At 70.4% G+C, this 17,786-nt stretch carries 20 protein-coding genes; 9 read left to right on the top strand and 11 right to left on the bottom strand.

All coding sequences use genetic code 11. The annotated features are described in order from the left end of the window. Nucleotides 1–124: 124 nt before the first annotated feature. The 5 genes from WDW90_RS23690 to WDW90_RS23670 are packed head-to-tail and all read right to left on the bottom strand — an operon-like array spanning nt 125 to nt 3,855. Nucleotides 125–460, bottom strand: a complete 336-nt coding sequence (locus tag WDW90_RS23690; RefSeq protein WP_336489920.1) for a DUF6285 domain-containing protein — start codon at nt 458–460, stop codon at nt 125–127. Continuing rightward, a complete protein-coding gene (locus WDW90_RS23685) occupies nt 453–1,478 on the bottom strand; it encodes a phosphotransferase family protein (protein ID WP_336489919.1) in 1,026 nt (341 codons plus the stop codon). The genes WDW90_RS23690 and WDW90_RS23685 overlap by 8 nt, the downstream gene beginning before the upstream one ends. A 57-nt stretch (nt 1,479–1,535) precedes the next feature. Further along, entirely contained in the window at nt 1,536–2,303 is a 768-nt protein-coding gene (locus WDW90_RS23680) for an SDR family NAD(P)-dependent oxidoreductase (protein WP_336489918.1), read from the bottom strand. Further along, nucleotides 2,282–2,590 (bottom strand): hypothetical protein, encoded by a 309-nt coding sequence (locus WDW90_RS40800; RefSeq protein ID WP_431311110.1) that lies wholly within the window; start codon nt 2,588–2,590, stop codon nt 2,282–2,284. Before WDW90_RS40800 ends, WDW90_RS23680 begins: the two co-directional genes overlap by 22 nt. Before the next feature lie 38 nt (nt 2,591–2,628). Further along, complete coding sequence (locus WDW90_RS23670) at nt 2,629–3,855, bottom strand: acyl-CoA dehydrogenase family protein (protein ID WP_336489917.1); 1,227 nt, start codon at nt 3,853–3,855, stop codon at nt 2,629–2,631. Between the two features lie 183 nt (nt 3,856–4,038). Here WDW90_RS23670 and WDW90_RS23665 point away from each other — a divergent pair, with 183 nt between their 5' ends. Both WDW90_RS23665 and WDW90_RS23660 read left to right on the top strand, forming a co-directional pair. Beyond that, nucleotides 4,039–5,373, top strand: coding sequence for an Nramp family divalent metal transporter (locus WDW90_RS23665; RefSeq protein ID WP_336489933.1), 1,335 nt, complete (start codon nt 4,039–4,041; stop codon nt 5,371–5,373). 88 nt (nt 5,374–5,461) lie between these two features. Then, nucleotides 5,462–5,806 carry a hypothetical protein gene (locus WDW90_RS23660; RefSeq protein ID WP_336489916.1) on the top strand — a complete coding sequence of 115 codons (345 nt, stop codon included), beginning with the start codon at nt 5,462–5,464 and terminating at the stop codon, nt 5,804–5,806. A 31-nt stretch (nt 5,807–5,837) separates the two neighbouring features. Here WDW90_RS23660 and WDW90_RS23655 read toward each other — a convergent pair whose 3' ends face one another. From WDW90_RS23655 to WDW90_RS23640, 4 genes are all read right to left on the bottom strand, one after another. Beyond that, nucleotides 5,838–6,509 (bottom strand): 3'-5' exonuclease, encoded by a 672-nt coding sequence (locus WDW90_RS23655; protein ID WP_336489915.1) that lies wholly within the window; start codon nt 6,507–6,509, stop codon nt 5,838–5,840. 1 nt (nt 6,510) lies between these two features. Next, complete coding sequence (locus tag WDW90_RS23650) at nt 6,511–8,325, bottom strand: DUF294 nucleotidyltransferase-like domain-containing protein (RefSeq protein WP_336489914.1); 1,815 nt, start codon at nt 8,323–8,325, stop codon at nt 6,511–6,513. 457 nt (nt 8,326–8,782) lie between these two features. Then, entirely contained in the window at nt 8,783–9,037 is a 255-nt protein-coding gene (locus tag WDW90_RS23645; protein ID WP_336489913.1) for a hypothetical protein, read from the bottom strand. Nucleotides 9,038–9,055: 18 nt separating this feature from the next. After that, entirely contained in the window at nt 9,056–9,997 is a 942-nt protein-coding gene (locus WDW90_RS23640; protein WP_336489912.1) for a tetratricopeptide repeat protein, read from the bottom strand. Nucleotides 9,998–10,255: 258 nt separating this feature from the next. Between WDW90_RS23640 and WDW90_RS23635 the strand changes: the two genes are divergently transcribed. The 7 genes from WDW90_RS23635 to WDW90_RS23605 all read left to right on the top strand — a co-directional run bounded on the left by WDW90_RS23635 (nt 10,256) and on the right by WDW90_RS23605 (nt 16,937). Further along, nucleotides 10,256–12,493, top strand: a complete 2,238-nt coding sequence (locus WDW90_RS23635; protein WP_336489911.1) for a TonB-dependent receptor — start codon at nt 10,256–10,258, stop codon at nt 12,491–12,493. Nucleotides 12,494–12,509: 16 nt separating this feature from the next. Then, entirely contained in the window at nt 12,510–13,193 is a 684-nt protein-coding gene (locus tag WDW90_RS23630) for a Fe2+-dependent dioxygenase (protein WP_336489910.1), read from the top strand. After that, entirely contained in the window at nt 13,190–13,876 is a 687-nt protein-coding gene (locus WDW90_RS23625) for a PepSY-associated TM helix domain-containing protein (protein ID WP_336489909.1), read from the top strand. The genes WDW90_RS23630 and WDW90_RS23625 overlap by 4 nt, the downstream gene beginning before the upstream one ends. A 12-nt stretch (nt 13,877–13,888) precedes the next feature. After that, the gene (locus WDW90_RS23620; RefSeq protein ID WP_336489907.1) at nt 13,889–14,404 is read left to right on the top strand and encodes a DUF2271 domain-containing protein; all 516 of its coding nucleotides are present in this window, start codon (nt 13,889–13,891) and stop codon (nt 14,402–14,404) included. Between the two features lie 14 nt (nt 14,405–14,418). Next, on the top strand, nt 14,419–15,219 hold the full coding sequence (locus WDW90_RS23615; protein WP_336489906.1) for a DUF4198 domain-containing protein: 801 nt from the start codon (nt 14,419–14,421) through the stop codon (nt 15,217–15,219). A gap of 8 nt (nt 15,220–15,227) precedes the next feature. Beyond that, nucleotides 15,228–16,232 (top strand): FAD:protein FMN transferase, encoded by a 1,005-nt coding sequence (locus tag WDW90_RS23610; protein ID WP_336489905.1) that lies wholly within the window; start codon nt 15,228–15,230, stop codon nt 16,230–16,232. A gap of 126 nt (nt 16,233–16,358) precedes the next feature. After that, complete coding sequence (locus tag WDW90_RS23605; protein ID WP_336489904.1) at nt 16,359–16,937, top strand: hypothetical protein; 579 nt, start codon at nt 16,359–16,361, stop codon at nt 16,935–16,937. A gap of 7 nt (nt 16,938–16,944) precedes the next feature. Here WDW90_RS23605 and WDW90_RS23600 read toward each other — a convergent pair whose 3' ends face one another. Both WDW90_RS23600 and WDW90_RS23595 read right to left on the bottom strand, forming a co-directional pair. Beyond that, entirely contained in the window at nt 16,945–17,550 is a 606-nt protein-coding gene (locus tag WDW90_RS23600) for a PRC-barrel domain-containing protein (RefSeq protein WP_336489903.1), read from the bottom strand. A gap of 133 nt (nt 17,551–17,683) precedes the next feature. Next, nucleotides 17,684–17,786: hypothetical protein (locus WDW90_RS23595; protein WP_336485753.1), on the bottom strand; the 103-nt coding region annotated here is incomplete at its 5' end.

Genomic DNA, 17,786 nt, shown 5'->3' with positions numbered 1-17,786 from the left:
CCCGGACGGTGCCTCGAAGCCGCTCGATCGCATGGCGTTTCCTCGTGGTGATCGCGTTCGTTCTTGTAATTGGGCCGGCCGGGCGGATCGGACAGGCGGCCTGTCCGTTGCCCGGCGCCGCGTGTCAGGCGCCTGGCGCAGGCTTCGGCTTCCAGATCGCCGCCGCGGCGGCGCTCGCCTCCGTCAGGGCGGCGTGGAGTTGCACGTCGCCGTCGAGCGCGCCGGCCCGGATGGCGGCGGCGAGGCCTGCCGGCGTGGCCTCGGATCCCGCCCGGGCCGCCCGCTCCCAGGCCGCGCGCGCGCCTGCGCCCGCCTCGATCTCGCGGGCGACGATGCCGATCGCGTTGGCCACCATGGCGGCGACGTAGCGGGGGCGCCCTGAGAGGGCGGGCTCGATCTCCCGCAGGAGCGACGCGCGGGCGGCGTCGAGGAGCGCGGCGCCGGAGGGTTCGTCAGCCATGGCGGATCTCCCAGCGGGCGGGGTCAGTCTCGCGCAACACCGCCAATTCCAGCGCCGGAACCATGCGGCCCGTGAGCGCGAGCTCCAGCGAGAATTCCGCGCCCGAGACGTGGCGATGGGCTTGTTCGAGGGCGATGGCAGCCCAGCGCAGATGTGCCATCACCTCCCAGAACCGGACGGCCGCGTGGTCGACCGGACCGCCGCCCTCGAGTTCGTAGCCCCGGTAGAACACCGCGCGCGCGGCGATGCCGCCGGCCTCGAGGTCCGGCCGTCCGAAGCGCCAGCAGGCCGCGCAGAACCAGCCGAGATCCGCCATCGGATCGCCCCAGCCGGCGAATTCCCAGTCGAGGATGGCGGTGAGGCCGTGCCCGTCCACCATGTAATTGCCGGTGCGGAAGTCTCGGTGCGTCAGCGTCGGCGCGGCGCAGGCGGGCGCGTGGAGCTCGGCCCAGCGCAGGCCCCATTCGAGGGCCGGACGCGCCGCCTCGAGCGCGTCGAGCTTGCAGCGCAGCGCCCGGATCTCGGCGAGCGCGGGCTGCGGCTCGGGCTCGCCCAGAAATTCGAGACCGATCGTCGGCGGGCGGATCCGGTGGATGCGCGCGAGCTCGCGCCCGAGCTGCTCCGCAAGGCGCTCGCGGTCGCCGCCGAGCGAGAGGTCCTTGACGATGCGGGGCCCGAGGCCGACGCCCTCGACGAGGGCCATCAGGGCAAACGGCGCGCCGACAACGTCCGCGTCCCGGCAGAACCCGATAGGCTCCGGCACCCGCACCCCCGAGCGGTGCGCGGCTTCGAGGACCGCGAATTCCTCCTCGCGCGTGCGGCTCGAGGCGATCGTGGCTGCCGCGTCCTTGCGCAGAACGAAGCGGCGGGGCTCGCCCGCGATCGTGCCGTCGAGACGCCAGTTTTCCTGAATCGAACCGCCCGAGAGCGGCGTCATCTCGCCGAGGACGAAGCCGCCACCGCCGATCCGCCCGTCAATCCAGGCCCGCAGCCGCTCGCGCGCGCCGTCATCCAGCATGGTCACGCTCCTGCGCGGCATGGGCTGCGCGGTCGGAACGCCGGGGAAGCCCGCGCATCATAGGCCCGACACCAGATGGCCGCCGTCGACCGCGATCACGCTGCCGGTCATGTAGCTGCCGGCATCGGAGGCGAGGAGCAGCAGCGCGCCGTCGAGCTCGGCCGCCTCGCCGAGGCGGCGCTGAGGCACGCGCTTGATCAGGGCCTGGCCGGCCTCGGTGCCGAAGAAGTCCTGGTTCAGCTCGGTGCGCAGGTATCCCGGCGCCAGCGCATTCACCCGGATGCCGTGTCGGGCCCATTCGAGGGCGAGGCTCTTGGTGAGCTGGATCACGCCGGCCTTCGAGACCGCGTAGGGCGCCACGCCGCCGGCGACGCGCAGGCCCAGGATCGACGCGACGTTGACGATGCTGCCGCCCGCGCCCGCGCGCAGCATGCGGCGCGCGCTGGCCTGCGCCACCAGCCAGAGGCCCTTCAGGTTGGTGTCGACGACCCAATCCCACTCATCCTCGCTGAGCTCGAGGGCCGAACGGGTGACCGTGACGCCGGCGTTGTTCACCAGCACCGAGACGGGGCCGTGCCGCGCCTCGGCCTCGTCGAGCGCCCGCTCGATCCCGTCCGGGTCGGTCACGTCGAGGACGATCGCCGCCGCCCGGCCGCCCGCGCCCTCGATCTGCGCCACAGTCTCGGCGAGCGCCGCCTCCCGCCGCGCCGCGGCCGAGACGCGCGCCCCGGCTCCCGCGAGGCACCGGGCGAAATGGCGCCCGAGCCCGCTCGATGCGCCCGTCACGAGGACGTGCCGATCCGTCAGGTCAAACAACCCGGCCATCCTGCCTCCCTGCGGCCCTCGCCTCGGCGGTTGCCGATCAAGACCGGCCCCGCCCTGGCCCGGGAGGCTCGGTCCGCCACCCTGCATGGGGTCACGGCAGGCGCTCGATCGCAAGGGCGATTCCCCGTCCGCCGCCGATGCAGTCCGGCGCCGATGCACATGGTGACGAGGCCGTGACGCCCCGCGGTCCGGCGCAACGCGTACGGCGCCTTCTCGGCCAGGATCGCGCCCGTCGCGCCGATCGGATGGCGGAGCGCGCCCCCCGCGCTCAGGAGTCCGTCCTGCACGGCGCGATCCCGGTGACCCGATGGTCAGGCCGCCCTGGTCAAGCGGGTCCCGCCGCGGTCGCCCCAGGCGCGGGCCAGGTCCAGAACGCGTCCTCCTCCGCCTCGAGGAAGCGATTCAGCACCATCTTGTGGACCTCGTCCGCGCCGTCGACGAGGCGGGCCTGACGCGCGTAGCGGTAGATCCACTCCAGCACCGTGTCCTTCGAGTAGCCTCGCGCCCCGTTGATCTGGATCGCCGTGTCGGCCGCCGCATGCAGGAGGTTCGCGACATGGACCTTCGCCATCGACACCTCCTTTCTGGCAAAGCTGCCGCGATCGAGCTCCCAGGCCGCCTTCATGACGAGGAGCCGCCCGACCTCGATGCGCATGGCGAGGTCGCCGAGCATGAGCTGGACGCTCTCCCGGTCGGCGAGGCGAACGCCGAATCCCCGGCGCTCCGCCGCGTAGGCGCGGGCGATCTCGACGCAGCGCTTCGACAGGCCGAGCCAGCGCATGCAGTGCGTGAGGCGCGCGGGCCCGAGCCGGATCTGCGTCACCTTGAGGCCCTGGCCCTCGCTGAGGAGGACGTTCTCGGCCGGCACCTCGAGGCCGTCGAAGGCGAGCTCGCAATGGCCGCCATGCTCCTCGGGCCCCATGATCGGGATGCGCCGCACGATCGTCCAGCCCGGCTGGTCCTTGTGGAACAGGAAGGCCGTGAGCCCCTTGCGCGCGTCGTCCGAGGTCCGCGCCATCAGGATGAAATGGGCGGCATCCTCCGCGCCGGTGATGAACCACTTGCGGCCGCTCACGACGTAGCGGTCGCCCTCGCGCCGCGCGCTCGTGCTGATCATCGACGGATCCGAGCCGCCGCCCGGATGCGGCTCGGTCATGGCGAAGGCGGAACGGACCTCACCGGCGACGATCGGAGCCAGCCAGCGCTCCCGCTGCGCCGGTGTGGCGATCTTCTCCAGGAGCATCATGTTGCCGTCGTCGGGCGCCGCGGCGTTGAACACGACGGGTCCGAAGATCGAGCGGTTCATCTCTTCGTAGCAGACCGCCATTCCCACCTTGTCGAGGCCCGCTCCGCCGGTCTCGGGCTTGAGCTGCAGGCACCACAGGCCCTCGGCCCGCGCGCGCGCGCGCATCTGCTCGAGATGATCGAGGCCGATATTGCCGTGGGCGTCGTAGGCCGCGGGCTCGCTCTCCAGCGGAATCAGCTCGCGGTCGACGAAGGCCCTGACGCGGCTCCGGTAGCCTTCGACGCGGGCGTCGATCGAGAAATCCATGGCCTGTCCCGGGGATCGAGGGCGCGGACGATGTCTTAGTCGCGGCACGCCGGCCCGGCAATCGATGCGGTGCGCAGCGCGCGGACCAAGGCGCGTCCCAGCCGAAGTCTTAGCTGTTTATATTTTTTATAGCACATGCTATGCGTCGGGCCATCACCACCGACAGGATCCAGCGTGAACTTCATGCAGCGCGAGCAGGCGTGGCGCTTTGCCCGCGAGGCGGACGAGCAGCCCAGTCTCGGACGCATGAACGCGAGCGTGCCCGTACCCCTGCGGGGCAGCTGGCTGCGGCGCCTGCTCGCCTTCGCCGGTCCGGGCTACATGGTCTCGGTCGGCTACATGGATCCCGGCAACTGGGCGACCGACATCGCGGGCGGGGCGCAGTTCGGCTACACCCTGCTGTCGGTCATCCTCCTGTCGAACCTGATGGCGATCGTGCTGCAGGCGCTCGCTGCGCGCCTCGGAATCGCCACGGGCCGCGACCTCGCCCAGGCCTGCCGCGATCACTATTCGAAACCCGTGAGCGTGACGCTCTGGCTCGTCTGCGAGGCCGCCATCATCGCCTGCGACCTGGCGGAGGTGATCGGCACCGCGATCGCCCTCAAGCTGCTGTTCGGCATCCCGCTGCTCATCGGCGCGACCGTCACGGCGCTCGACGTCTTCCTGATCCTGCTTCTGATGAGCCGCGGCTTCCGGGCGCTCGAAGCCTTCGTGATCGCGCTCCTGACCGTGATCTTCGCCTGCTTCGGAATCCAGATCGCCCTAGCGGCGCCGTCCCTGCAGGCGGTGCTCGGCGGGTTCCTCCCCTCCCCCGAGATCGTCACCAATCCGGCGGCGCTGTACCTCGCCATCGGCATCATCGGCGCGACCGTGATGCCCCACAACCTCTATCTCCACTCCTCGATCGTGCAGACGCGCGCCTACGCGCGCGACGAGGAGGGCCGCCGCTCGGCCCTCCGCTTCGCCGTCGCCGACAGCACGGTGGCGCTGATGCTGGCGCTGTTCGTCAATGCCTCGATCCTGATCATGGCCGCGACCGTGTTCCACGGCGGTGGCCGCACCGATGTTCAGGAGATCGAGCAGGCCTACGACCTGCTCTCGCCGCTCCTCGGCGTCGGCATCGCCTCGACGCTCTTCGCCGTCGCGCTCCTGGCGTCCGGCCTGAACTCCACCGTCACCGCGACCCTTGCGGGGCAGATCGTGATGGAAGGCTTCCTGCGCCTGCGGCTGCCGGACTGGGCGCGACGGCTGCTGACGCGCGGCATCGCCATCGTGCCCGTGGTCGCCGTGACAGCCGTCTACGGCGAGCAGGGCACGGCGCGCCTCCTGGTGCTGAGCCAGGTCGTGCTCTCCATGCAACTCCCCTTCGCGATCATTCCGCTCGTCCAGTTCGTCTCGGACCGCCGCAAGATGGGGGCGCTCGTCATCCCGGCCTGGCTCAGGCTCCTGTCCTGGGCAATCGCCGGCCTGATCGTGGCACTGAACCTGAAGCTCCTGGCGGAGACCGTGCTCGCCTGACGAACCGACCGCGACCGCCGGATCCGTCCCGAGGCCGGGAACTTGCTCACGGCTTAGTGAGTTTCGAACCCCGCAACGGAGGAAACCGATGGCGCACAGCGGCTTAGGACATCGCGAACACGATCGTGCGGCGAGCGCCGTCTTCCCGTCCCTGCGGGCTGCCCGGTCGGCGCGCAACCGCTTGGCCCGGGCTGGCTTCGCCCGCAACAGCATCGAGATCGAGCGGGACGGCGACGCCTTCGCGGTGTCGATCGCGACCCGGGAGGAGAACCGGGACCGCGCCGAGCGGATCCTGACCGGGTCGCCCCTTGGCCACGAGGTCCGCGAGGCCGGCGAGCGCGCGCTCGACAGCGTGCGGAGCAGCCGTCCGCTGGCGCTCGGCCTGGCGGCGCTCGCGGGCTTCGCGCTCTATCGCCTGACCAACAGGCGCTGAACCGCTCCCGTCGCGCCTCGGCGGGGAGCCGTCAGCCGGCCGCGCCGAGGCCGACGACCGCGCCCGCGCGGTCCCGCGCGATCCGGGCGCCGCGCCGTGCCATGTCGCGCAGTTGCAGGTAGATCATCGCGGTCATCAGCGCGTCGTTGAGGGCGTCGTGCTGTGCAAGCGGCGGGATGCCGAGATCGCGCAGGATGCTGGCGAAGCTGAGATCGATCATCAGGTGGTCGGGCGCACCCTTGTACTTGCGGTCGTAGTAGAGTGCCGAGACGTCGATGCGCGGGTTTGGCAGCCGTATGTTGAGAAGGCGCGTGAGATAACGGTCGAGCATGCGCACGTCGAAATCCGTGTAATAGCCGACGATCGGACGGCCGCCGATGAAGCGCAGGAGTTCCGGCAGGATCTGGCGCATCGGTCGTCCCGCACGGGCCTCGGCATCGAAGATCCGGTGCACCTTGATGGCGTCGGGATGCGACTTGCGCTCGGTGCGCGCTACCGCCTCGAAGCACGCGCTCGTCAGGATGCGCTCGCCCCGGACGTGGATGGCCGCGACCGTGATGATCTCGTCCTTGCGCGGGTTGAGTCCCGTCGTCTCGCAATCGATGACGACGACCTCGTCCGGCGGCCCTGCCTCGAACAGAAACGTGTAGGCCGGGTCCGCCAACATCGCGCGGCTGAGGCGCCGCCGCAGGGCGTTCAGCACCTCACAGGCTCCCCAGGTTGTAGCGAACGCGGATCAGCTCGCGGAAGCGGCGCACGATCCTGAGGGCGTCGCGCAGCATGTCGCGCTCGATCGTCGTCATGGCGTCGATGTCGATGATCGAATCCGCGTTGACCGCGCCGCGCCGGGCGGCGGCGAGCTGCGTGGCGAGCCGCAGGTTCATGAAGATCTGCAACGCGCTCAGGATCTCGCGCCCGAACCTGTCGTCGAGCGCGCCCAGCGCCACGAGCGCCTCGATCCGACGGGCGGTGGAGCCCGGCAGGGCATCGTGCTCGAGGGCGAGCACCCGCACCCCGTGCACGATCGGGAAGGTGCCCTCGCGCTTCAGATCGATCCGGTTCTGGCGGAAGCCGATCGTGGCGAAGACGGTTCCGAGCACCCCGATGTCGCTCGCGGCGAAGATCTCGATGAGCTTGGCGAGCTGGGCAAGGAGCCGCTGCTCTCCCCGCAACAGGGCGACGAGCCCGTCCTTCGCCCGATCGAGCACGCGCGCGTCGCCCGCGACGGCCGCAGCGTCGGCGAAGATCGAGAGGTTCATGGCCGCGTCCGCATCGCCCGCCCTCACCCAGATCCTGAGCTGGTCCAGGAAGCCGCCGACCGGCTGCGACCAGAGAGGATTGCGCACCATGATGTTGCCCGGGCAGGCAGGGAAGCCGAAGGCATCGAGCGCCGCGGTGAAAGCGGCTCGGAAGGCCGCGAGGTCGGCCTCCGGCACGGGCTCGGCCAGCAGCAGGCCGTTGTCCTGGTCGGTGCGGACGGTCTGCTCGGCGCGGCCCTCCGAGCCCATCAGGATCAGGCAGCCGGCCTCGCGGATGGAGGGCGGCGCCACCATCTCGAACAGCTTGGCGTGAAGGCGCGCGTTCAGGTCCGAGACGATCTCCGCGATGGCGTCGATGCGAACACCCTGGCGGTGCAGGCGCTCGACCTGCTCGCCAATGTCGCGCGCGGCCGACGCCAGGTCCTCGACGGAGGCCGCCCGCGCGATACGGCCAGGGATGAGCTGCGAGTTTCCGGCGAACAGCCCGAGAATGTCGAGGTCGCGCAGGAAGCCGATGTAGCGCCCGTCTGCCTCGACGGCGATGCGGCGCTTGTTGAAGCGCGTCATGATCAGGAGCGCATCGACCAGGAGGTCGTCCGCCTTGATCGACACCATGTCGAACCGAGCGATCTCGCGCACCGGGGTCTCGGGCGGGCGGCGCTGGATGACGCAGGCCCGCGTCAGCTTGAGGCCCGTGACCACGCCGACGCGGCCGCCATCCTCCACGAAGACGGCGTCGATATCAGCCCGGAGCATGGCGTGGGCGGCCGATTCCAGTGTGTCGCTCCCCTCTACGAAGACGCCCGCGCCGAGACGGGCGCTGCGGACACGCCGCGACAGGACGGAATCGACGCCGCTGCGCTCGTGCGGCTCGGCCAGAGCGTCGAGCTTCTGCGAGAGTTCGGCGTAGAAGAAGGCTGCGAAGGCTTGGTTGCGACGGACGAGCGACAGGATCTCGTCGCCCGGCAGCAGGAAGCACAGCGTCTCGGCGGCGGCCACGAAATCCTCGCCGGCCTCGCGATGCACGACGGCGCGCGCGTCGAAGGTGTCGCCGGGACCGAGAACCGCCAGAAGCGCGGCGCCGTCGCGCGCTTCCACCGTCCCCTTGATCAGAACGTGCAGGAACTCGGACGGGCGGCCCTGGGCCACGATGGTCTCGCCCGGTCGGAAATATCCGATATCGACCCGGCGCTTGAGCGCCTCGGCCTCGTCGTGGCCGAGGCGGTCGAAGGGCGGGCTCAGGGTGTCGAAGCTCTGCATGGTCCGCGTCCGACGCGAGAAGGTCCATCGAGACGGATGCGCGGGCCGCGGTCAATGGTGGGCCTGGATGCCGGACCTGGATGCCTGAGAGGTGACGCCGAGGCCGCTGCGGGCGAGGAAGCGCGGCCACCGAGCCGACCCGTGCAGGCGCTCGCACGGCCTCGCAGGCGGCACCGATCGACAAATCGATCGGTGCCGAATTCCGCGGTTTCGTGGCGCTCGGGCCGCTTGCGCCTGATGGGAGCGCAGGATCCCACCCATCTCTCCGGCTGGCGACCGATCCAATGTCCCGCGAGCGCAATGTTCGACGAAAAGACAGTTTCGGAATATGGGTGGCTACATGGTATCGCGGCTTATGTATGAAATTTTAAGTTGATAGCGAAGTCGATGATAGCGTTTTCGTGGGTCGGAATGGGTGTTGTGTTGGAAAATATCTCGTCCTCGTGAACGAGTGCTTCTACGAAGCGGAAACGGAACCGGATTTGTAGCGAACCGTTTTCGACCAATACAGCCACGCAGTCGGCGCCGGGGGCGCAATGTTGCCACCGATGCCCTGCTGCGGCAGGCCAACGATTCGACGGGCGCCGAGGCGCGCCTCGCCCGGGAACTCCTCCGCGGGCGAGACCTCGCCGAGATCGCGAGCCTGCACCGAACCGCGCTCGGCACGCTTCGCAGCCAGCTGAAGGCCGTCTTTGGCAAGACCGGCACGCATCTCGGCAGGCGGAACTCGTCAGCCTCTTGGCGCGCCTGTCGCCACCCGGCTGATCCGTCGGCGCCGGGCGTGCGTGCGCCCGAGGACGAAGCCGAGCAGGATGGCTCCGTCGAGGTGCAGGCTCCGCGCTGACGAAGCCGTTGCCGGGCGCAGGGTTGCGTGCGCCGGAGCCGGGCACCGCTCCACCGTCCCCGCGCGCGCGGTCGCCTCCGCGGCGATCGCCTGGAAACCTGCATCGGTCACGTGCGTCAGCGTTGCCGCGATCGCGCGGTGGCAGTTCGGCGTCGCGGTGTCGAGCGCGCGCCGGAACAGGGCTTCGGCCTCGACCCCGCGCCCGGCCTCCGCCCGAAGAAGGCCCAGGTTGAGAGCGGCCCAGCAATCGCCCCCGTCTGCCGCCAGCGTGTAGCACGCCACCCCAGCCTCGCGGTCGACCGCCGTGCCCCAGCCCTCCTCGTGGCAGCGCCCGAGCAGGCCCTGCGCCTTGGCATGACCCTGCGCCGCGGCCCGCGAGAAGCTCGCGAAGGCCTGCGCGTGGTCGCGGCGGACGCCGGTGCCGTAAAGGAGGAGGCAACCGACATTGTACTGTGCCCAGGCTAGGCCCCCTGCGGCCGCCCTGCGGTAATGGCGCAATGCCTCCGCCTCGTCGATCGGCACGCCCCAGCCGAGCTCGTGGCAGCGGCCCACCATGTTGCGAGCCTCGAGGCTGCCGATCGCCGCTGCCCTGGAGAACCAGCGATAAGCCTGCGCGGGGTCGCGGGCGACGCCGTGCCCGTCGAGATGCATCTGCCCGAGAACGAGCTGGGCCGCCCGGAAGCCGTGGCCCGCGGCGAACCGGATCCAGGCCAGCCCCTCTCCGGGGCGCTGCCTGAAGAGGGCGCGCCAATCCGCCGCGCTTCGCTGGTGAAGGGCCCACAGGGAAAGGGCCGCGTCGTCGGTGTTCTTCGAGCCGGTGACCGACACGCCAATCCCGTGTTGCCCGAGAGTTCTCTCTCGCCCTCGTCGCTTCGCCAAGCCAAATGCCACGCTTCGTCGGTTCAAGCGATCATTTTTTCTTCGGTAAGCGCGTCGTATTTCTAGTTTAGATCTATTCGACTTTAAGTTTGCAATGATTCTAACGTGTTACGCTTGTGCATCTCCAGATAAAAACTCTGAAACATCTATTGCGGCAGGCGGCTGTGAGCGATTAAGGCGGCGCAATCGAATTGTGGAGTTGGGATTATGAGCGGTGGGCTGTCGTTGCGGGACTCTGGCGGCGCGGGCGCGTTGGGCGTCGGGCTTGCTGCGAGCTTGGGCGCCTTCCTCCCGGCCGATCTCCTGGCGCAGGACGCCTCGGCCGACCTGCCGATGCTCAGCGTCGAGGGCTTCGACGAGCGCGTGCCCAACACGCTGAACCAGGGCACCGGCCTCTCTCGGCTTCCGGGCCGCATCCAGGACACGCCGCAGGCGATCACCGTGGTGCCGGGCGAGGTGATCCGCCAGCAGCAGGCCACCACGCTGGAGCAGGCCCTGCGCAACGTGCCCGGCATCACGGTCTCCGCCGGTGAGGGCAATGGCGGCCTCAACGGCGACCAGTTCCGCATCCGCGGCTTCCAGGCCAAGAACGACGTCTACCTCGACGGCCTGCGCGACTTCGGCGTCTACGCCCGCGACAGCTTCAACATCCAGGACGTGGTGGTCATCAAGGGCCCGTCCTCGGAGACCCTCGGCCTCGGCACGGCGGGCGGCGCCATCAACATCGTCTCGAAGCGGGCCGGCCTCACCGACTTCACGGCGGTGGACACGCTCGGCGGCAGCGGTCCAACGGCGCGCGGCACCTTCGACATCAACCGCCGCATCGACGAGACCACGGCTGTCCGCCTCACGGGCATGGTGCACCGGCAGGACATCCAGGACCGCGACCACGTGACGTCGGATCGCGCTGGATTCGCCGCGTCGCTCGGCTTTGGCCTCGGCACCGACACGACCTGGTTTCTCAACTATCTCTACCAGCACAGCGAGCGCACGCCCGATTACGGCGTCCCGACGGCGCTGCGCCCGGGAACGCGCTACGCCCTGCCGCTGACCGAGTACGGGCTCGCGCGCAACACCTCCTACGTGCGCGCCACCGACCGCGATGTCGCGGACGTGCATCTCCTCACCTCGCTGATGAAGTGGGAGGTCGCCCCCTGGCTGACGGTGACCAACGATTCGCGCCTGTCGTTCTACGACCGGAACTTCTCGACCACCGCCGCGACCTGCACGGGCGCCTGCATCACGGGATTCTTCGCCGGGGGAAACCCGTTCGTCACCTACAGCGCGGGCGGTGGGCAGACCTTCGCACAGGATGCCTGGGGTGCGCAGAACGTCACCACGGCGATCGCCAAGTTCCACACCGGCTTCCTACGCCACGAGGTCGTGGCCGGCCTCGACCTGTCCTACCAGGATGACGACCGCGTCAATTACCTGTTGCTCGGCGCGCGACCGGACCAGCGCGTGCGCACGCCGCGCCACGATCAGGCCGGCTACGCCCTCGTGCCCAACCCGAACAACCGCCGCCTGACGCAGGGCGCGGATCTCGGGGCCTTCATCAGCGACCGGATCTGGCTCACCGAACAATTCTCGATGATCGGCGGCGTGCGCTACGATCGCTTCATCAGCAGCTACGGCGCCACCAACGCCACCACCGGCCTGTTCGGGGCCACCGTCGTGGCCCCCTCGACGGGCGTGAGCCCGAAGGTCAGCGGCATCTGGCAGCCGACTCCCGAGCAGACCTACTACGTCTCGTACTCGCGCGGGTTCTCGCCGCAGGGGCAGTACGTGGCGAACTCGACGGGCATCGAGGTCGCGAATGCCGCGGCGCTGAAGCCCGAGGAGAGCGACCTCTACGAGATTGGCGGCAAGGTCAGCGTGCTCGGCGGCCGGCTCGGACTCGCGGCGGCCCTGTTCCGGGTCGACAAAAGCAACAGCTTCGACGTCGATCCCGTCACGGGGGGCCTTGTCCTCGGCGCGCTGGATGCCGGCGAGCGCCGCAGAGTCGACGGGTTCGAGGCCTCGGTCACCGGCAACCTGACCGCGGAATGGAGCATCCTCGCGGGCTACACGCATCTCGAAGGCGCGGTCCTGTCCGGCGCCAACCGGGGGCGCGTCGCGCCCTACGTGCCCGCGAACGCCTTCACGCTCTGGACGACCTACGACCTCACCGCCCTCGCCCGCTCCTGGTGGAACCTGCCCGGCCGGGTCACGGTCGGGGGCGGCGTGACTTTCGACGACGGCTACTTCCCCGCGAGCGACAACATCACCCGGATTCCAGGCTCCTTCTCGCTGGACGGGCTCCTCGCCTACGAGACCGACGCGTACCGGGTTGCCGTCAACGTCTACAACCTGACCGACGAGCTGAATTACGGCGCCACCTTCTCGACCCGTGCCGTGCCGCTCTCGGGCCGCACCGTGCTGGTGAGCCTCGGCACCCGCTTCTGACGGAGTTGAAGAGACCGTGCTGGTCCATGTGAGGAACCTGCTGAGCCCCGAGGAGGTCGGTCATTGCCGGGACCGCCTCGAGGCCGGCGCCTGGGTCGATGGGCGCGTCACGGCCGGGAGCCAGGCCGCGCGCGCCAAGAACAACCTGCAGATCCCGGAGGATTCGGCGCTCGCGCGCGAGCTCGGCGAGTTGATCCTGCGGGCGCTCGGGCGCAACCCCGCCTTCAATGCCGCGGCTCTCCCCCTGCGGGTGCTGCCGCCGCTGTTCAACCGCTACGACGTCGGCATGGGTTTCGGCGCGCATGTCGACGGGGCGATCCGGGCGGTGCCGGGGGCGGGCATCCGGATGCGGGCCGACGTCTCGGCCACGCTCTTTCTCACAGACCCGGCTTCCTACGACGGTGGCGAACTCGTGATCGAGGACACGTTCGGGTCGCATGCCGTGAAGCTTCCGGCGGGCGACATGATCGTCTATCCGGCAACATCGCTCCACCGCGTGGAGCCGATCACGCACGGCTCGCGCTGGTCGGCCTTCTTCTGGTCTCAGTCGATGATCAAGGACGACGGCGCCCGCGCCCTCCTCTACGACCTCGACCGGGGCATAACGGGCGTGCGCGGCGAGCTCTCCGACGACAACGCCGCCGTGATCGCCCTGACCTCGACCTACCACAATCTGCTGCGACGCTGGGCCGAGCTGTGACCGGGTCCACCTTCGCCCGTGAGGCCGCCTCGGACGCTCCCCGCGCGGGGGCCGATCCGCGACGGCGCTCCCGCGCGCGCCGGGCCTTCTGGCTGAAGCAGCTCTATGCCTGGCACTGGGTCAGCTCCGCGCTCTGCCTCGTCGGCATGCTGCTCTTCGCCGCGACCGGCTTCACGCTCAACCACCCGCGCCTGTTCGAGGAGCGCCCGCAGGTCGAGACGCGGGAGGCGAGCCTGCCGCGCGACCTCGTGACGAGCCTCGCCGCGTTGCCGGCGAGCGGCCAGGGGCGTCTGCCGGAGGGCCTGCGCGCCTGGCTCTCGGATATGCTCGGGGTGCGGCCGGGCGGTCGCGAGGCCGAGTTCTCCAAGAGCGAGATCCTGCTCTCGCTGCCGCGGCCCGGAGGCGATGCCTTCGTGAGCATCGGCCGCGCCGACGGTGCCGTGCTCTACGAGAAGACGGGCCGCGGCTGGGTCTCCTACCTCAACGACCTGCACAAGGGCCGCCACGCCGGGCCGGCCTGGGGTCTGTTCATCGACGTCTTCGCGGGCGCCTGCCTCGTCTTCTGCCTGACGGGCCTGATCCTGCTGCAGTTCCATTCCGCGCGCCGGCCCGCGACTTGGCCGGTGGTCGGGCTCGGCCTCCTCGCGCCGCTCCTTCTCGCCCTCCTGTTCATCCACGCCTGAGACGAGGACCCGATGCGCCGCACGATCACCGCTCTGTTCCCGACCCTGATCGCCGCACCGGCACTGGCGGGCGAGGTCGCCGTGAACGTCGAGATCCCGCGCCTCGACGTCTCCGAGTATCACCGTCCCTACGTGGCGGTCTGGCTGGAGAGCGAGGATGGCGCAGCGCTCGGCAACCTCGCGGTCTGGTACGAGACCCGCAAGACCGGCCCTGAGGGCGGCACCAAGTACCTCAAGGACATGCGCCAGTGGTGGCGCCGGATCGGCCGCGAGACCGACTTGCCGATCGACGGCGTCAGCGGCGCCACGAGGCCCGCCGGCACGCACACGCTCAGCCTGCCCACGGGCGCCGCGCCCTTCGCAGACCTCAAGCCCGGCGCATACGAGATCGTCGTCGAGGCCGCCCGCGAGGTCGGAGGCCGCGAGGTGCTGCGCCTGCCCGTCTCCTGGCCACCCGCTGCGGGCCAGTCCGCCGAGGCTCGCGGCACGAGCGAGCTCGGAGCCGTCTCCGTCACGCTCAAGCCATGAAGGCCGAACCTCGCATGCGCCCGCTCCCGCTCCTCACCGCCCTTGCCCTGCTGCTGCCGCTGCCCGCCGAGGCGCACCGGGCCTGGATGCTTCCCTCCTCCACCGTGCTCTCGGGCGAGGATGTCTGGGTGACGATGGATGCAGCGGTCTCGAACGACCTGTTCGTGTTCGAGCACGTGCCGATGCGCCTCGATGGCCTCGCCGTCACGGGGCCGGACGGCGCCGCCGTGAAGCCGGAGAATTCCGCGACCGGCAAGTTCCGCAGCACGTTCGACCTGCACCTGACCCGGCCCGGCACCTATCGGGCGAGCCTCGCCAACGAGTTCCTGTTCGCGAGCTACAGGCTCAACGGCGAGCAGAAGCGCTGGCGCGGGCGTCCCGAGAACCTCGAGAAGGACGTTCCCCGCGAGGCGGAAGGGCTGAAGCTGACGCAGTCGCTCCAGCGCACCGACACCTTCGTGACGCTCGGCAAGCCCAACGCGGCCGCGCTGGCGCCGAGCGGACGCGGGCTCGAGCTGCGCCTCGACACCCACCCGAACAACCTCGCGGCGGGTGAGCCCGCGCGCTTCACCCTGCTCCTCGACGGCACGCCGGCGCCCGGCGTCGAGGTCGAGGTGGTGCGCGGCGGGGCGCGCTACCGCGACAAGCCGGACGCGATGCGCCTCCGGTCCGGCTCGGACGGCGTCGTCACGGTGACGTGGCCCGGCCCTGGCATGTACTGGCTCGGTGCCGAGACGCAGGACGAGAGGGCGAGCGTCCCGAATGCCCGCCGCCGGGCGATCTACAACGCAACGCTCGAAGTCCTGCCTCAGTAGGAAGTCCCATGCGCCGCGTGCTGATACCGGCGACCCTCGCGCCGATCGGGCCAGGGCATGCGGCGCGTGGGTCGATCGAGACGCTGTCCGGGCGCGTGATGGGCACGACTTGGTCGGTGCGCTTCGTCGCGCCGCCGGGTCTCGACGCGCAGGTCCTGCGCAGCCTCATTCAGATCGAGTTCGGGCGGCTGATGGCGCAGCTGAGCCATTGGGAGCCCGACTCGGCGCTCTGCCGCTTCAACCGCGTGCCGGCGGGCACCCGTCAGGTCCTTCCCGACGATCTCTTCGCCGTTCTGCTGCAGGCCTGCGACGTCGCGGCCTGCAGCGAGGGTGCCTTCGATCCGACGCTCGGGGCGCTGATCGACCTCTGGGGCTTCGGCCCCCCGGGCCCGATTCCGACGCTGCCGGAGCCGGCCGCGGTCGCGGCAGCGCGCGCGAGCGGCGGGTGGGAGCGGCTGGCCCTGGACCCGGAGACCCGAAGTGCCTGCCAGCCCGGCGGCCTGCAGCTCGATCTCTCGGCCATTGCCAAGGGCTACAGCGTCGATCGCATCTCCGATCTCCTGGCCGGTCAGGGAATCGCCAGCCACCTCGTGGAGATCGGCGGCGAGCTGCGCGGCCGGGGCGTGAAGCCGGATCGCTCGTCCTGGTGGGTCGCCCTCGAAGCGCCTCCCGAGGCGCTCGGATCGGTCGACGAGATCGTCGTCGCCCTTCACGACCTCAGCGCGGCGACCTCGGGCGACTATCACCGTTTCCTCGATCGCGGCGACCGTCGCTACGGCCACAGCCTCGACCCGCGCACGGGCTTTCCGATCGAGAACGGTCTCTTCTCGGTCACCGTCCTGCATGCGAGCTGCATGCTGGCCGATGCCGCCGCGACCGCCCTGATGGTGCTGGGGCCCGAACCGGCCCTCGCGGCCGCGACGCGCCATGGCCTGGCGGCCAGGCTCGTGGTGCGGCAGGGCGGTGCGCTGGCCGAACAGCTCAGCCCGGTCGCCGCGCGCATGCTGAGTTGATGGAGCAGCGCCATTCCCGCCGTGCCGCGGCCCTACAGGGAGCGACGGGCCCGGGATGGGAACGCCGCCGCGAATGCGTCGTTGGCCTCGTGACCGCGTTTGCGGCCGCGTCGGAGAGCGTGCGTCATGAGAGCGTCGGGCCTCGCACTGGTCGTCGCATCGCTATGGACGGCGCCCGCCATGGCGCAGCAGCCCGAGGCCGCACCCCCGATGGAGAAGGCGGCCGGTCCGGCCTCCGGTCGGCCCGCCAATCTATGCAAGGAACTCGTCGCCTTCCTGCATCCGCCGGCGCCAGAACCCGGAGGCGGCGGGCCGCCGCCCCAGGCCGCCACCGCCGTGCAGGCGCCGGCCCAGGACAAACCCGTTCCGAAACCCGCCGATGCAGGCGCCCCGCAGCAGCAATCCGGCCAGAGCGGGCCGATCCCGAATTCCGGGCCGGGCGCGGCGGGGCCTCAGGGCAACGCCCAGAAGGACTCTCAGGCCGCGCCGAAACCCGACAAGCCCGCCGCTCCTCCGGCCAGTTCTGCGCCGAAGCCCTCAGCCGAGGCCGTCGCCAGGGGCGATTCGGCGGCCGGAGCGAACGATATCGCCGGATGCCGCTCGGTCGCGCAGGACATGCGGCGAGCGGGCGTCGCCATGCCGGCTCCGCTGCTGGCGCTCGCCGCGATGGATCCGCGCCTGCTGCAGGCCTCCGCCGAGCGCTGAGGACCGGCTATTTCCGTTCGTCGGCGTCGAAAGCGGGCGCAGCCTGAAGCTGAGCCTTCGTCATGCGGATCTCGGCCCTGACAGGCTCGCCGAGAGCGACCGTGGCGCGTCCGCGCGACGCGTCCTGCCGCCCGGCCGAGCCGGTGCTCGCGTCGGCCGTGCCGCTGCGGCCGGACGGCACCGCGTCGAGGGCGGCGTCACTGGCTTTCGCGCCCGGCATCGTCTCGGGACCCGCCGTTCTCGCCGCCTCCGCGGACGGCGCGTTCCGCGGCGTCGCCACCGAAGTCGGGCCGGACGGACGCGCCTCGCCGCCGGTGTTGAGTGCGAGCTCGTCGTAGGGCACCGCCACCCGCTTCTCGCCGACCCCGAGAAAGCCTCCGACGCCGATCAGTACGGCCTGGATGCGGCCCTCGCCGTCGACGAGCAGATCCTCGATCGACCCGATCTTGACGTGATCCTGCCCGATCACCGGCAGCCCGATCAGCTTCGATCCGCGCAGCGTGCCGGCCGGGCTGTCCGTGAGGAAAGACTCCCGATCCGGTGGCGGCTGCGCCGCGGCGGCCGTGACGCCGAGGCCGAGTACGAGGAAGGCGGCTTTCAGGGGTCGCGGCATGGAGAGCTCCGGATCGGGTTTCGCTCTGACGTCAATCTCCGAGGCGGCCGCGGGTTCAGCCGTCCGGGCATCGACGCGGTACCGACCCCTCGCGCGGCGGCCTACCGATCTGGCTTCGTGCCGACGGTTCTCGTCAGCGTCCGTAGACGTCTTCGAGGCGGACGATATCGTCTTCTCCGGTGTAGGATCCGACCTGGACCTCGATCAGCTCGAGCGGGATCTTGCCCGGGTTGGTG

Origin of the sequence: Methylobacterium nigriterrae (assembly GCF_037106235.1) — a bacterium.
GTDB lineage: Bacteria > Pseudomonadota > Alphaproteobacteria > Rhizobiales > Beijerinckiaceae > Methylobacterium > Methylobacterium nigriterrae.
This window is presented reverse-complemented; position numbering and strand designations above follow the sequence as displayed.

Bases quoted from the DNA above. Each gene is read 5' to 3' on its own strand.
- WDW90_RS23690 (WP_336489920.1), bottom strand. From the start codon at position 460: ATGGCTGACGAACCCTCCGGCGCCGCGCTCCTCGACGCCGCCCGCGCG.
- WDW90_RS23685 (WP_336489919.1), bottom strand. From the start codon at position 1,478: ATGCTGGATGACGGCGCGCGCGAGCGGCTGCGGGCCTGGATTGACGGG.
- WDW90_RS23680 (WP_336489918.1), bottom strand. From the start codon at position 2,303: ATGGCCGGGTTGTTTGACCTGACGGATCGGCACGTCCTCGTGACGGGC.
- WDW90_RS23670 (WP_336489917.1), bottom strand. From the start codon at position 3,855: ATGGATTTCTCGATCGACGCCCGCGTCGAAGGCTACCGGAGCCGCGTC.
- WDW90_RS23665 (WP_336489933.1), top strand. From the start codon at position 4,039: ATGCAGCGCGAGCAGGCGTGGCGCTTTGCCCGCGAGGCGGACGAGCAG.
- WDW90_RS23660 (WP_336489916.1), top strand. From the start codon at position 5,462: ATGGCGCACAGCGGCTTAGGACATCGCGAACACGATCGTGCGGCGAGC.
- WDW90_RS23650 (WP_336489914.1), bottom strand. From the start codon at position 8,325: ATGCAGAGCTTCGACACCCTGAGCCCGCCCTTCGACCGCCTCGGCCAC.
- WDW90_RS23645 (WP_336489913.1), bottom strand. From the start codon at position 9,037: ATGCGTGCCGGTCTTGCCAAAGACGGCCTTCAGCTGGCTGCGAAGCGT.
- WDW90_RS23635 (WP_336489911.1), top strand. From the start codon at position 10,256: ATGAGCGGTGGGCTGTCGTTGCGGGACTCTGGCGGCGCGGGCGCGTTG.
- WDW90_RS23620 (WP_336489907.1), top strand. From the start codon at position 13,889: ATGCGCCGCACGATCACCGCTCTGTTCCCGACCCTGATCGCCGCACCG.
- WDW90_RS23615 (WP_336489906.1), top strand. From the start codon at position 14,419: ATGCGCCCGCTCCCGCTCCTCACCGCCCTTGCCCTGCTGCTGCCGCTG.
- WDW90_RS23610 (WP_336489905.1), top strand. From the start codon at position 15,228: ATGCGCCGCGTGCTGATACCGGCGACCCTCGCGCCGATCGGGCCAGGG.
- WDW90_RS23605 (WP_336489904.1), top strand. From the start codon at position 16,359: ATGAGAGCGTCGGGCCTCGCACTGGTCGTCGCATCGCTATGGACGGCG.
- WDW90_RS23600 (WP_336489903.1), bottom strand. From the start codon at position 17,550: ATGCCGCGACCCCTGAAAGCCGCCTTCCTCGTACTCGGCCTCGGCGTC.